Raw genomic sequence first — 13,409 nt, 5'->3', positions numbered from 1 at the left:
CCTCGCAGATATTCGGCCGTGGGTGGCGTGGGGTCCATCCTCCCGGTCCGGCGGTGTGCAACCGGTGATGGCCGGTTCTGCGCGCGATGAAGTCTTCAGCGCCGTGAGGCTGCCGTCATGACGACGCGGCCTGCAGCCGACGCAGCCCTTCCTCGATGCTGACCTGCGGCACATAGCCGAAATCACGGCGCGCCGGCTCCATGCTGTACCAGTGCGGCGTGCACAGCTGCTCGGCGAGGAAACGCGTCAACGGCGGCTCGCCGCGCAACCGCAGCAGCGGCCACAGGCGCTCGCAGATCGCACCGATCCGGTAGGCGGTCCTGAAGCTGATTGCCTTCTCCACAGGGGGGGCGCCCACGGCCTGCAGCAACTTGTTGACCAGCTCGCGCATCGGCAGTGGCTCGCCATTGGAGATGAAGTAGGCCTTGCCGGCGCAGGCCGCCGCCGGGCCCAGCGCCTCGAATGCCAGGAAGTGCGCCAGCGCGGCGTTGTCGATGTAGGTGGTGTCGACCTTGTTGCTGCCATCACCGACCAGGCGCAGCCGGCCCTGCCGTGCGCGCTCGGCCAGGCGCGGCACCAGCTGCTGGTCACCCGGCCCCCAGATCAGGCGCGGGCGCAGCGCCACCGTGGCCAGCGTCGCGTCGTTGGCGGCCAGCACCCGTTGTTCGGCGATCGCCTTGGTCGCCGCGTACGGCGCCTGGAAATCCTCGCCGTAGGGCACCTCGTCCGCGCCCAGTCCTTCCACCGGGTGGGTGGCACGATGGGTCACGCTCGGTGTGGAGGTATAGACCAGCCTGCCGATGCCATGCGCACGGCAGGCAGCGATGACATTGTCAGTGCCGACCACATTGGCCTGGTGGTAGCTGTCGTAACTGCCCCAGGCGCCGGCCTTGGCACCGTTGTGGAACACCGCATCGACACCGGCCACCGCATGCAGCACGGCCTGCGGGTCCGCCAGGTCGCCACGGATCTGGCCCACTCCCAGCGCCTGCAGCGCCGGGTAGTGGCTGCGGTTGAATGCCAGCACCTGGTGGCCGCGCTCGACCAGCCCGCGGCACAGCGCCTGGCCAAGGAAACCACCACCACCGGTGACCAGGATCTTCATGCGCGCTTCTCCAGTTCGGCGCTGGCCCAGACGGCGAGCTTCTCGCGGCCGATCTTGGCGTTGTGACGGATATCGACGGGAAACGCCGGATGCACCAGGAAGTGCTGCAGCCCGGCCTCGGGCAGGCGTGCGCCGGCAAGGGCGCGCAGCGCTTCATGCAGCGCCGGGCTGTCGGACTGTCCACGCTGCAGTTCCACGCACAGGACCGGCACCTGCGCGCCCGCGGGACCCACGCCGACCAGCGCGGTGCGTGCCACGCCCTGCACCGTGTTGAACACCGGCTCGACCTGTTCGGTGTAGAGCGGGCCGTGCGGGGTTTCCACGCGCTGGGTCTTGCGTCCGCAGAACCACAAACGGCCCTGCGCGTCGAAATAGCCGACATCGCCCATGCGATGCACGATGCGGGTACTGCCATCGGCCAGCGTTTCGGCAATCTTCGCCGCAGCGGTGGCCTGCGGACGATTGAAATAGCTGTCGGTGGCGGTGGGGCCGGCCACGGTGATCTCGCCCACCTCGCCGGTGGCCAGCACGCGTACCTGCGACCAGTCGGCCAGCGGTGCATCGTCGATGGCGATGATGCGCACTTCGTTCGGGGCCACCACGTTGCCCACGCAGGTACCCGCACCGCCCTCGGTGGCCGCACGGGTGCGCTCCAGTTCATGGCCTTCCACCACCGCCACCGGCAGGCATTCGGTGGCACCGTACGGCGTCCAGAACTGCGCGCCGGCCGGCAGCAGGCCACGGATGGTGGCGACCACATCCGGCGGAACCGGGGCACCGGCCGAGGTCACCCGGGTCACCGACGGCAGCGGCCGGCCATGGCGGGCCAGGACCCGCATCAGCGCAGGCGAGCCGAACAGCTGGGTCACGCCGAAGCGTTGGATCGCATCATGCAGGCGTGCCGGATCGGCCTGCGCGGGCCGCGTGGGGTCCATGTCCGGGATCACCGAGGTCAACCCCAATGCGGGATCGAACAGGGCGAAGGGCGGGAAGGTCGGCAGGTCCACCCCGCCGGCCTCCATGCCGAAGGCGCTGCCCAGCAGCTCGATCTGGCCGACGAAATGGCGATGGCGGTAGACCACGCCCTTGGGCACGCCCGTGGAGCCGCTGGTGAACAGGATCGCGGCCATGTCCTCGCCATCGGTGGCCGCCAGCATCGGCCCGGCCTGCGCGCCCGCGCGCTCCAGCGCGGCCAGGGTGGTCCCGCCCCAGGCCAGCCGCCGTCCCACCGTGACCAGGCGGGTCGCCGACGGCGCCCAGCGCAGCCCCAGCCGTGCCACGTGGGCCAGCGGGATGCCGATGAAGGCCTCCGGCTGGGCTTCGTCCAGGCACTGCTTCAGCGCGCGCCGGTCGATGCCGGGATCGACCAGCACCGGCACCGCACCCAGCTTGAACAGGGCGAACATCAGCAGGAAGAACTCCGGCGAGGGCCGCACCATCACCACCGTGCGCACGCCGCGCCCAATCCCGTAGCCGGCCAGGCCGGCGGCCATGGCGTCGCTGCGGGCATCCAGCTGCCGATAGTCCAGGGTCACATCGTAGGCCGCCATGCCGTTGCCGGCGCCGCGGCGGCCGGGGCAGCGGATGGCGATCTGGTCGGGGCGTTCACGGGCCAGTTCAGGCAACCGCGCAGCAATGTTGCAGGGTCGGTTCATCCGTTCATTGTCGCCGCTTACGGAATTTCTTGCGCGGCGGCTCACTTCGTGGAAAATCCGCAGCCTCGTTCCCGATTCCGACTGCCGCCCGAGGCGGCTTGCCCATGCAACACCCCTGCATGACCTGCGGCGCCTGCTGCACCCAGTACCGCGTGGCCTTCCACTGGATGGAATCGGACGAGGTCACCCCGGGCGGCGTGCCCCACCAGCTGACCGAAGTGCTCGACCCGCATCGCCTGTGCATGCGCGGCACCCACTCCAAACCGGTGCGCTGCGTGGCACTGGATGCGCAGATCGGCGTGTATTCGCGCTGCACGATCCACCCCAACCGGCCCAGCGTGTGCCGCGAAGTGGATGCCTCATGGGAGTACGGCAAGGCCAGCCCGCAGTGCGACAAGGCCCGCATCGCCTACGGCCTGGACCCGCTGACGCTGGCCGACTGGCGCTGGCGCGACGAGGCGGACAACGACGACGATCATCCGGACGACAACGGCAGCAGCCCGTCGTCTCCGCCGCAGGCGCCGATCGCGGCGTGACGGTCGGGGTCGGGCCCGTTTCCGGCACGGAAGGGCTCTGACCCCTGTACGACAGCGCCGGGCATGGCCCGGCGCTACCGAGGGGATCCGATCAGATCGGGTTCGCGTCCAGGAAGGCGCGGATCTCCGGCACCAGCACCTCGTGCTTGTCTTCCAGCACGTAGTGGCCCGCGTCCTTGAAGGCATGCACCTGGGCCTGCGGCAGCGCCGCCTGGAAGCCCTGCAGGAAATGGTGGTCGAACACGAAGTCGCGCAGGCCCCAGCCTATGAAGGCCGGGCGATCGGCAAACGACGGCAGCGCCTTGCCTGCACGCTCCAGCAGCGACCACGCCTTGTCGGCCGGGCCCAGCGGAATGTCCTGCATGAAGCGGATGGTGCTGATGCGGTTGGCATAGCTGTTGTACGGCGATACATACGCGCGACGCACGTCGGCGGGCATCTTCCGCTCAACGCCCAGCCACGATGCGCCGGCGGAGAAGGCATTGAAGGTGCGGATGATCCACTCGCCGATCTTCCAGTGCCGTCCGAGCGCGATCTGCCACGGCATCTTCTTCGCTGCCGGCATCGGGAACGCGGCGGTGTTGAGCACCACCAGCCGCTTGACCTGCGCGTGGTGCGACAGCGCCCAGCCAAAGCCGATCATGCCGCCCCAGTCGTGCACGGCCAGGGTCACCGGGCCGGTGATGCCCAGGTGCCTGAGCAGCGCATCCAGGTCATCCACGCGCGATTGCAGCGTGTACGCATAGCCACGGTCATCGGGCTTGTCCGACAGGCCCATGCCGATGTGGTCGGGCACGATGCAACGGTACTTGTCCGACAGGCCGGCCACCAGCGTGCGCCAGTAATAGCTCCACGACGGATTGCCGTGCACCATCACCACCACCTCACCGTCGCGCGGGCCCTCGTCGAGATAGTTCATCGACAGGCCGGGGCGGACCTCGAAGCGCTGGGGATGGGCGGGGTAACCGGGAAGCTTGGACATCGGGTCGCACCTGTAAAAAGGGCCGGTAGTACCGGCCCCAGGATTCAACGCAGGGGTCTGTTTACCAGACCACTTCGGCCATCGAGCAGTTCAGGCCCGAGCCGATGCCCAGAAGCGCGATGCGATCACCCTTCTTCAGCTTGCCCAGCTGCTTGAGCTTGCTCAGCACGATCGGTACCGACGCCGGGCCGATGTTGCCGTGCTCGCCGAAGATGGTCATGACCTTCTTCGGGTCGATGCCGAAGTTCTTGATGAACGCTGCGGTGTGCGGCTGGCTGACCTGGTGGATGACGAACTGGTCCAGTTCTTCCACCGCCCAGCCCAGCGCGATCTTGGCCGCAGTGAACGTCTTCTGCGCCAGCTTGATGCCTTCGATCAGCAGCAGGCGGGTGTCGGTCACCATGCGGTCCAGGTTGCCCAGGCACAGCTGGTTCCATTCGGTCGCCGAACGGGTGACGCCGCCCTTGTAGCGCGGGGCATCCGGCACCAGTTCCGAGCGCGCCATCACCATGGCGGCAGCGCCCGAACCGGTGGTCAGCGCCGCCAGTTCGTTGCGGAAATCGTCGGCGGTGACGTCCGGCGCGGTCATGCGCTCCAGCGTCTTCTCGTACACCAGGTTGGCGGTTTCGCCATCCACCACCAGCGCATAGTCGATGTCACCGCGCTCGATCATGCGCGCCGCGATGTCCATGCCGTTGATGAAGGCCAGGCAGGCATTTGCGACATCGAACGTCATGCATTCGTCGCTGACACCCAGATTGCCCGAGACGATGGAGGCCGTGGACGGCTCCAGGTAGTCGCGGCTGACCGAGGTATTGACCAGCAGGCCGACCTGGGTGGCTTCGATGCCGGCATCTTCCAGTGCCTTGCGACCGGCCATGGTGGCCGCGTCCGAGGCCAGCACGCCGTTGTCCCACAGGCGGCGGGCGTGGATGCCGGCGATATCGCCGAGCACGTCGGTGCGGATGCCCAGCCGGTCCAGCGTCGGCTGCAGGCGTTCGTTGATTTCCTTCGTCGTCAGCGTATGAGGCGCATCGACGTGTGCCAGGCCGGCGATCGAGACATTCTTGAAGAGCATCGAGGTTAGCGCCAAGGCTCAGGCAAAAGGGGGCGCTATTCTATAACCCCCCGGGCCTTCACCGCATCTTTACGAATTCAGGCTTGCCCGTATGGTGAAGGATTCAGCGCGGCGGGCACTGGAAGGCGGCAAAGCGCTGGCTGCCATCGGCCGGCGGTGCGGCGGCCTGTACGGCATTGGCGCCGGCGCTGGGGGCCTCGTTGCGGGCCAGCGTTTCCAGTTCTTCCTGCACGCGCAGCGGGTTGCGGTTGTAGAAGCCGACCTTGCTCTTCACGGTGACCACCACCTCGCCCTTGGTGATGCAGCCGGTCGGCGCCGGCCCGGCCGGCAGCACGCGGACGGTCTTCCCGGCCGGTTCGATCGGCACCCAGGTACAGGCGGTGACGGTGAGCAGCAGGGAGGAAAGCAGCAGAACGCGCATGGGCAGATCCTGGAAGGGTATGAGGGGGATTCTGCCTGAACCGCCTGAATCGAGGGTAGCCGGGAGGCCTGCCCGCCGTGGCGGGCAGGCCTGTCCCTTACTTCTTGACCGGCTTGCCTTCGGCATCCAGCACGGTCACCTCGCCCAGGTTCAGCGCGCGCACGGCCGCCTCGGTCTGCTTGAGGTCGCCCACCACTACCCAGGTCAGCGCCTGCGGCTTGATCTCGGCCGCAGCCTGCTGCACCTGGGCCGGCGTCATCGCCTCGATCTCGGCCTTGCGACGCAGCACATAGTCATCCGGCCGCTTGAACTGCACGATGCTGCTGATGGTCGCGGCGACCGCACTGGCGGTCTCATAGGCGCCCGGCAGGCTCAGCGTCTGGATGTTGCGGATGCGGTTGACCTCGGCAGCGGTGGCCGGCTTGCTGCCCGTGCTGAACTCGACGATTTCCTTCTGCATCTCGGCCAGCGCCGGGCCGGTCTTGTCGATCTGCACGGGGGCACTGGCCGCCCACGGCCGCTGTCCGACCGAGTTCGGCGCACTGCTGCGCGCACCATAGGACCAGTGCTTGTCCTCGCGCAGGTTCATGTTCAGCCGCGAGGTGAAGTCACCGCCGATCACACCGTTGGCGATATCGAAGCGGGTCGAGCTGGCGTCACTGGACGGCGGCACCACCTGGCCGGCGAACAGGTTTGCCTGCACCGCACCCGGCTGATCGATCAGGAACACGCGCGGGCCCTTCGGCAGCGCCACATCGGTGGCCGCCTTCACCTGCGGCGCATCGCCCGTGGCCTTCCAGTCGCCCAGCTGCTTGTCCAGCAGGGGCACGATCTCGGCCAGCGTGGTATCGCCAACCACGATCAGGGTGCCGTCCTGCGGGCGCAGCCAGTCGCGGTGGAAGTCGACCAGATCCTCGCGGGTGAGGCTGCTGATGGCCGCTTCATCGCCGCTGCCAGTGAACGGAATGGCGTACGGATGGCCTTTGCCGTACAGCAGCGGCGGCAGCACGCGCATGGCCACCGCGTTCGGGTTGACCTTCTCCTGCTGGATGCCGGCGATCCAGGTGGCCTTGACCCGGTCGATCTCGGCCTGTTCGAAGCGCGGCTCGCGCAGCAGATCGCGGTACAGGGCCAGCGATGGCACCAGGTTCTCCTTCAGTGCCGACAGGTCCACGGTCACCGAATCCAGGCCGGCACCGGCGTCCAGGCTGGCACCCAGCGCATCGGCGGCATCGGCGAAGGCCAGCGAGCCGAGCTTGCCGGCGCCTTCGGTCATCAGGTTCATGGTGAAGTTGGCGGTGCCCGGCTTGCGGCCCTGGTCGGCGGTGAATCCACCCGGGAACTGGTAGCTGAACTGCACCACCGGAATCTCGTGGCGCTCGGCCAGCACCACCTGGGTGCCGTTCTTCAGCGTGGCGCGCTGCAGGGCGGGGAACTTCAGCTGCGGGAATTCACGGGTCTGCGGCACGCCGGCCTTGCGGTCCACCTGCTCCGGCAGGGTGCTGTACTTCGGGTCCACGGCCGGCACGTTGAACGGCTTCGGCGCCTGTGAGGGATCTTCCTTCAGCGCCACGCGCTCGCCCGGTTCGACCACCAGCGTGTGGCTGCCGACGTCCAGCCACTGTGCGCCCAGGCGCTTCAGGTCGGCCGCGGTCGCCTTGTCGATGTTGGCCAGCGACGTGCGGAAGCAGCCCGGGTCGCCGGTGTAGACCGCGCATTCGGCCAGTGCGTCGGCCTTGCCACCGAAACCACCGATGCGCTCGATGCCGCGGATGAACGCTGCGCGCGAGCCGGTCTTGGCACGCGCCAGCTCGTCGGCCGTGGGGCCCTCCTTGATCAACCGGTCCAGTTCTTCGTCGATGATCTTCTCGACCTTGGCCGGATCCTGGCCCTGCTTCACCGTGGCCATGACGATGAAGTTGGAACCCAGCTGCGAGGCGTAGGCGCCGGCGCTGATGTTGTCCACCAGCTTGTCCTGGTGCTGCAGTCGCTGGCTCAGGCGCGAGGACTTGGCGCCGCCGAGCACATAGGCCAGCAGCTGCAGCTGGTCGACGTCGGTGGTGCCGACCTGCGGCACGTTCCAGGCGCGGTAGATGCGCGACTGCGGCACCTTGTCGGTCATCGTCTCGCGGGTGTCGGCCGGGCGCTTGGCCACGTCGACCTTCGGCTGCGCCATGCTCGGACCGGCCGGGATGCTGCCGAAGTAACGGGCCACCTTCTCCTTGGCGGTGGCCACGTCGATATCGCCCGCCAGCACCAGCACCGCGTTGTTCGGGCCATACCAGGTGCGGAACCAGGTCTTGACGTCATCCAGCGAGGCCGCGTTGAGGTCGTTCATCGAGCCGATCACGCTGTGGTGATACGGGTGGCCGGCCGGGTACATCGCACGGTTGAGCTTCTCCCAGGCCTGGCCGTAGGGCTGGTTCTCGCCCTGGCGCTTCTCGTTCTGCACCACGCCACGCTGCTCGTCCAGCGCCGCCTGGTCGATCGCACCGAGCAGATGGCCCATGCGGTCCGACTCCATCCACAACGCCATGTCCAGCGCGGTGGTCGGCACGTTCTCGAAGTAATTGGTGCGATCGGTATTGGTGGTGCCGTTCTGGCCGGTGGCACCCACCTGCTTGAACGGTTCGAAATACTCGCCGTCGTGGTTTTCGCTGCTCTGGAACATCAGGTGTTCGAACAGGTGGGCGAAACCGGTGCGGCCCGCAGGCTCGTCCTTGCTGCCGACGTGATACCAGACGTTGACCGCCACGATCGGCGCCTTGCGATCGGTATGCACGATCACGCGCAGCCCGTTGGGCAGGGTGAACTGCTCGAACGGAATATCGACCTTGGCCGGCGTGACCGTCTTGGCCGCCAGTGCAGGAGTGGGCGCGAGCGTGCCCAGGGCAGTGCTGAGGGCAACAGCGAGCAGTGCAGCACGCGGGCGCAGGGCGAGAGACATTTCCGGATCCTTGGTCACGTTGGTGAAGCCCGATCCTAGCGCGCCCATCCGGGGCCCGGAATCCGCCAGCAGTCACTGGGGGTGTTTGCCCCCGTAGCCGTTCAGGGCCTTGTCGGCGGCCCCCGACAGCAGTCACGTCTCCCCCGCCCCTGCGTCCGGACAGTGTCCGCGCCCCCTCGGATGGACAGGTGTCCGCCCCGCGGACACTTTCAGGCGGAATAAAAACCCTTTCAAATCAATGATTAAAAGTTGGCACGGGGTTTGCTTGGTACTTCCTGCGCCAAGAAGGGCTTCAGACAAAAGCTGACTGAAGACTGAACAAATGCAAGAAATCGAAAATTTCCCTTGCATCCCCCGAATTGGTGTTCTACCTTACTACCACACCACCGCTCAACAACACTAAACAGGCCCCGTCATGAACGCCAAGACCATTGCCATCGCCATCGCCCTGATCGCCGGCACCGCGGTTGTTTCGTCGGTGCAGGCCTCCGAATCCATCAAGACCCTGGCCACCGTGCAGGTTCGCCCGGCCGCCGACCAGCTGGCCCAGCAGGCCTGGGAACAGGCCAGCGGCATTCCGACCCTGGCCACCGTGGAAGTGCGCCCCAGCGCCGACCAGCTGGCCGAACGCGACGGCTTCACCGCCGCCCCCGTCGCCGCCGCCCTGCCGATCACCACCCTGGCCGCGGTGGAAGTGCGCCCGAGCCTGGAACAGCGCGTCGCCCTGGCCGCCGAACTGGAAGCACAGCGCTACGCCGCCACCCTGGCCGCCGCCGCCACCAGCGTCGCCAACCAGGTGATCGTCAACCTGCCGACCCTGCAGGTGCGTCCGAGCGCGGCCGACCTGCAGGCCCTGGCCACCGAAACCGCCCAGGTCCTGCTGCGCCCGTAAGCGGTGCCGCCCTGCCCCGCGCAGGGCGCGCGCCGTAAAGCAGGCCGCCGTCGCAGGTACACTGCGCCGATGAATGCCGCACCCCAGTTCCACGTGATCCTGTTCCAACCGGAAATCCCGCCCAACACGGGCAATGTGATCCGGCTCTGCGCCAACACCGGCGCGCAGCTGCACCTGGTCGAGCCACTCGGCTTCGCACTGGAAGACAAGCAGCTCAAGCGCGCCGGCCTGGACTACCACGAGTACTCGCGCCTGCAGGTGCATCCGGATCTGGACACCGCGCTGGCGCGGATCGCACCGAATCGGTTGTTCGCACTCAGTACCCGCGCCAGCGTGCGCTACGACAGCGTGGCCTTTGAAGAGGGCGACGCCTTCCTGTTCGGCCCGGAAAGCCGCGGCCTGCCGCAGGACGTGCTCGATGCACTGCCGGATGGCCGCCGCCTGCGCCTGCCGATGCGGCCGGACAACCGCAGCCTCAATCTTTCCAACACCGTTGCCGTGGTGATGTATGAAGCCTGGCGGCAGCACGGGTTTGCCGGCGGCGCGTGAGAGGAAGCAGCCGAGCATGGGCTCGGCTCTACACGTACGTGTGACCTGCTTATGGTGGGTGCGGACCTTGGTCCGCACCGATGCCCGGATGCGCGCCGAAGAAATGTGCCGACCAAGGTTGGCACCCACCGGAACCCGCTGTCAGAACGCGTTGATGCCGGTCAGTTCGCGGCCGATCACCAGCTGGTGCACGGTCTCGGTGCCTTCATAGGTGATCACCGATTCCAGGTTCAGCGCGTGCCGGATCGCCACGTGTTCGGTGGTGATGCCAGCCCCACCGAGCAGATCGCGACACTCGCGGGCGATGTCGATGGCCATGCGGCAGTTGTTCCACTTGGCCAGGCTGACCTGCTGCGGCTGCAGCTGGCCGGCTTCCTTCAGCCGGCCCAGTTGCAGGGCCAGCAGCTGGGCGGTGGTGATGCGGCGGGCCATTTCCGCCAGCTTGATCTGCGCGCTCTGGGTGGCGGCCAGCGGGCGGCCGAACAGCACGCGCTCCTTGGCGTAGCCCAGCGCTTCATCCAGGCAGGCGATGGCCGCGCCGATCGGGCCCCAGCTGATCCCGTAACGCGCCTGGGTCAGGCACCCGAGCGGCCCCTTCAGGCCCTTCACGTTCGGCAGGCGGTGGCTGTCGGGCACGCGCACATCGTCGAAGAACAGCGCGCCGGTCAACGAGGCGCGCAGGCTCATCTTGTGCTTGATTTCCTGCGTGGTGAAACCGGCCATGCCCTTCTCCAGCACGAAGCCCTGGATGCCGTCCTCGGTCTGTGCCCAGACGATGGCCAGGTCGGCCACCGGGCCGCTGGTGATCCACATCTTGCTGCCGCTGATGCGCCAGTCGCTGCCGTCGCGTACCGCTCGGGTCTTCATGCTGGCCGGGTCGGAACCCCCATGCGCCTCGGTCAGGCCGAAGCAGCCGATCAGCTCGCCGCGCGCCATCGCCGGCAGCCACTGCTGGCGCTGTTCCTCGCTGCCATAGGCGTAGATCGGGTACATGCACAGCGAGCTTTGCACCGAGACGAAGCTGCGCAGGCCCGAATCGCCGCGCTCCAGCTCCTGGCAGATCAGGCCATAGCTGACCGCGCCGAGGCCACCGCCACCGTATTCGGCCGGCAGTGTCGCGCCCAGCAGGCCCAGCGATGCGATCTCCGGTACCAGTTCGGCCGGGAAGCGCGCCTGGTCGAAGGCATCGCCGATGATCGGCAGCACGCGCTCGTTGGTGAAACGCGCCACGCTGTCCTGTACTGCGCGCTCTTCCTCGCTGAGCAGGGAACGGACATCGAACAGGTCGTACGGATCCAGGGCCATGGCACTCACACGCAGTCGGGACCGGGCCATTGTCGGTCATCCGGGAAGCGCGTGCCGACCAAGGTCGGCTCCCATCCGGCTGCAGGCGTACGCTGCACTGCAGCAATCACGACGTGAACATCGGCGATCTAGCTCGATCACGCGCGTCCCGGTACCCTGACACATTCAAACAACCGTTTCGCCGTGGCTGCACGCGCGATTTCCAGGCAACCGCCGGTGGCCCTGCTACCGGCACTACCCACGAGTCATGCAATCGATGAGCGCTGAAGCCAACGCCCTGCCCCCGCGTGAAGTAATGGAGTTCGACGTGGTGATCGTCGGTGCCGGCCCAGCCGGGCTGGCCACCGCGATCCGCCTGCGCCAGCGTGCGATCGAAGCCGGCCGCGAACTGTCGGTGTGCGTGCTGGAGAAGGGCTCCGAGCCCGGTGCACATGTTCTGTCCGGTGCGGTGATGGACCCGCGCGCCCTGACCGAACTGTTCCCGGACTGGGCCGAACGCGGCGCACCGCTGAAGCAGAAGGTCACCCGCGACGAGTTCCTGTTCCTCAGCGAGACCGGGTCGCGCAGCACGCCCAATGCGCTGCTGCCGGAGTGCTTCCACAACGAAGGCAACTACATCATCAGCCTGGGCGAAGTGACCCGCTGGCTGGCGCAGCAGGCCGAGGCGCTGGAGGTTGCGATCTTCCCCGGCTTCGCCGCCGCCGAGGTGCTGTACGGCGACAACGGCGAAGTGATCGGCGTGGCCACCGGCGACATGGGCATCGAGAAGGACGGCAGCATCGGCCCGGCCTTCGAGCGCGGCATGGCACTGCACGCCAAGTACACGGTCTTCGCCGAAGGCGCGCGCGGCCACCTCGGCCGCCAGCTGATCGCCCGCTACAAGCTGGACGAAGGCAAGGACCCGCAGGCCTACGGCATCGGCATCAAGGAACTGTGGCAGATCGACCCGGCCAGGCATGAGCCGGGGCTGGTGGTGCATGCGGCCGGCTGGCCGCTGGACAGCGACACCTACGGCGGCGCGTTCCTGTACCACGCCGACGGCGGCAAGGTCGCCATCGGCTACGTGGTCGGCCTGGACTACAAGAACCCCTGGCTGAGCCCGTTCGAGGAATTCCAGCGCTTCAAGACCCATCCGGATATCCGCAAGCATCTGGAAGGCGGTACCCGCATCGGCTACGGCGCGCGTGCGATCACCGCCGGCGGCCTGCTGTCGCTGCCGAAGACGGTGTTCCCCGGTGGCGCGCTGGTCGGTTGCGAGGCCGGTTATCTCAACGCCAGCCGCATCAAGGGCAGCCACGCCGCGATCAAGACCGGCATGCTGTGCGCCGACGCCGCGTTCGACGCGCTGGCCGCCAACCGCCAGCACGATGAACTGAGCGCCTATCCGCAGGCCTTCGAAGCCAGCTGGCTGTTCACCGAACTGCAGCAGGCCAAGAACTTCAAGCAGTGGTTCAAGAAGGGCCAGACCGTGGCCACGCTGATGACCGGCGTGGAGCAGTGGCTGCTGCCCAAACTGGGCGTGCGCAATCCGCCGTGGACGCTGCACCGTACGCAGCCGGACCACGCCTGCCTGGAGCCGGCGGCCCAGCACACCCGCATCAGCTACCCGAAGCCGGACGGGGTGCTGACCTTCGATCGTCTCAGTTCGGTGTTCCTGAGCAGCACCAACCACGACGAGAACCAGCCCAGCCACCTGACCCTGAAGGACCCGAGCATTCCGGTGAAGGTGAACCTGGCCGAGTACGCCGGCCCGGAAGCGCGCTACTGCCCGGCCGGCGTGTACGAGTTCGTTGGCGAAGCCGACAACGCACGCCTGCAGATCAACGCGCAGAACTGCGTGCACTGCAAGACCTGCGACATCAAGGATCCCACCCAGAACATCGTCTGGGTGACCCCGCAGGGCGGCGGCGGCCCGAACTACTCGGGCATGTGACCGCAG

Annotated in this window: 11 protein-coding genes; 4 read left to right on the top strand and 7 right to left on the bottom strand. The window is 67.5% G+C overall.

Features of this window, described 5'->3' with window-relative positions:
• Positions 1–115 precede the first annotated feature (115 nt).
• Both oleD and oleC read right to left on the bottom strand, forming a co-directional pair.
• Positions 116–1,105 carry a 2-alkyl-3-oxoalkanoate reductase gene (gene oleD, locus N5J29_RS05335; protein ID WP_111186525.1) on the bottom strand — a complete coding sequence of 330 codons (990 nt, stop codon included), beginning with the start codon at positions 1,103–1,105 and terminating at the stop codon, positions 116–118.
• Entirely contained in the window at positions 1,102–2,760 is a 1,659-nt protein-coding gene (gene oleC, locus N5J29_RS05330; protein WP_164151107.1) for an olefin beta-lactone synthetase, read from the bottom strand. The genes oleD and oleC overlap by 4 nt, the downstream gene beginning before the upstream one ends.
• 104 nt (positions 2,761–2,864) lie before the next feature.
• Here oleC and N5J29_RS05325 point away from each other — a divergent pair, with 104 nt between their 5' ends.
• Positions 2,865–3,296: a YkgJ family cysteine cluster protein gene (locus tag N5J29_RS05325; RefSeq protein WP_053518425.1), complete on the top strand. Its 432-nt coding sequence runs from the start codon at positions 2,865–2,867 to the stop codon at positions 3,294–3,296.
• A 91-nt stretch (positions 3,297–3,387) separates the two neighbouring features.
• Here N5J29_RS05325 and N5J29_RS05320 read toward each other — a convergent pair whose 3' ends face one another.
• The 4 genes from N5J29_RS05320 to N5J29_RS05305 form a co-directional block, all read right to left on the bottom strand.
• Complete coding sequence (locus tag N5J29_RS05320) at positions 3,388–4,278, bottom strand: alpha/beta fold hydrolase (protein WP_053518424.1); 891 nt, start codon at positions 4,276–4,278, stop codon at positions 3,388–3,390.
• A 61-nt stretch (positions 4,279–4,339) separates the two neighbouring features.
• A complete protein-coding gene (locus tag N5J29_RS05315; protein WP_008264841.1) occupies positions 4,340–5,356 on the bottom strand; it encodes a 3-oxoacyl-ACP synthase III in 1,017 nt (338 codons plus the stop codon).
• A gap of 103 nt (positions 5,357–5,459) precedes the next feature.
• A complete protein-coding gene (locus tag N5J29_RS05310; protein WP_053518422.1) occupies positions 5,460–5,777 on the bottom strand; it encodes a DUF4156 domain-containing protein in 318 nt (105 codons plus the stop codon).
• Between the two features lie 97 nt (positions 5,778–5,874).
• A complete protein-coding gene (locus N5J29_RS05305) occupies positions 5,875–8,724 on the bottom strand; it encodes a pitrilysin family protein (protein WP_053518421.1) in 2,850 nt (949 codons plus the stop codon).
• A gap of 415 nt (positions 8,725–9,139) precedes the next feature.
• On the opposite strand from N5J29_RS05305, the gene N5J29_RS05300 reads away from it, so the two are divergent.
• Together N5J29_RS05300 and N5J29_RS05295 are read left to right on the top strand one after the other, a co-directional pair.
• Positions 9,140–9,616 (top strand): hypothetical protein, encoded by a 477-nt coding sequence (locus tag N5J29_RS05300; RefSeq protein ID WP_065182052.1) that lies wholly within the window; start codon positions 9,140–9,142, stop codon positions 9,614–9,616.
• Positions 9,617–9,685: 69 nt separating this feature from the next.
• Positions 9,686–10,165: a tRNA (cytidine(34)-2'-O)-methyltransferase gene (locus N5J29_RS05295; protein ID WP_061479351.1), complete on the top strand. Its 480-nt coding sequence runs from the start codon at positions 9,686–9,688 to the stop codon at positions 10,163–10,165.
• A 141-nt stretch (positions 10,166–10,306) separates the two neighbouring features.
• Here N5J29_RS05295 and N5J29_RS05290 read toward each other — a convergent pair whose 3' ends face one another.
• On the bottom strand, positions 10,307–11,470 hold the full coding sequence (locus tag N5J29_RS05290) for an acyl-CoA dehydrogenase family protein (protein ID WP_053518446.1): 1,164 nt from the start codon (positions 11,468–11,470) through the stop codon (positions 10,307–10,309).
• 256 nt (positions 11,471–11,726) lie between these two features.
• Between N5J29_RS05290 and N5J29_RS05285 the strand changes: the two genes are divergently transcribed.
• Entirely contained in the window at positions 11,727–13,403 is a 1,677-nt protein-coding gene (locus N5J29_RS05285; RefSeq protein ID WP_164151105.1) for an electron transfer flavoprotein-ubiquinone oxidoreductase, read from the top strand.
• The last annotated feature ends 6 nt before the right edge of the window (positions 13,404–13,409 follow it).

Origin of the sequence: Stenotrophomonas sp. GD03680 (genome assembly GCF_029844625.1) — a bacterium.
Lineage (GTDB): Bacteria > Pseudomonadota > Gammaproteobacteria > Xanthomonadales > Xanthomonadaceae > Stenotrophomonas > Stenotrophomonas maltophilia_P.
This window is presented reverse-complemented; position numbering and strand designations above follow the sequence as displayed.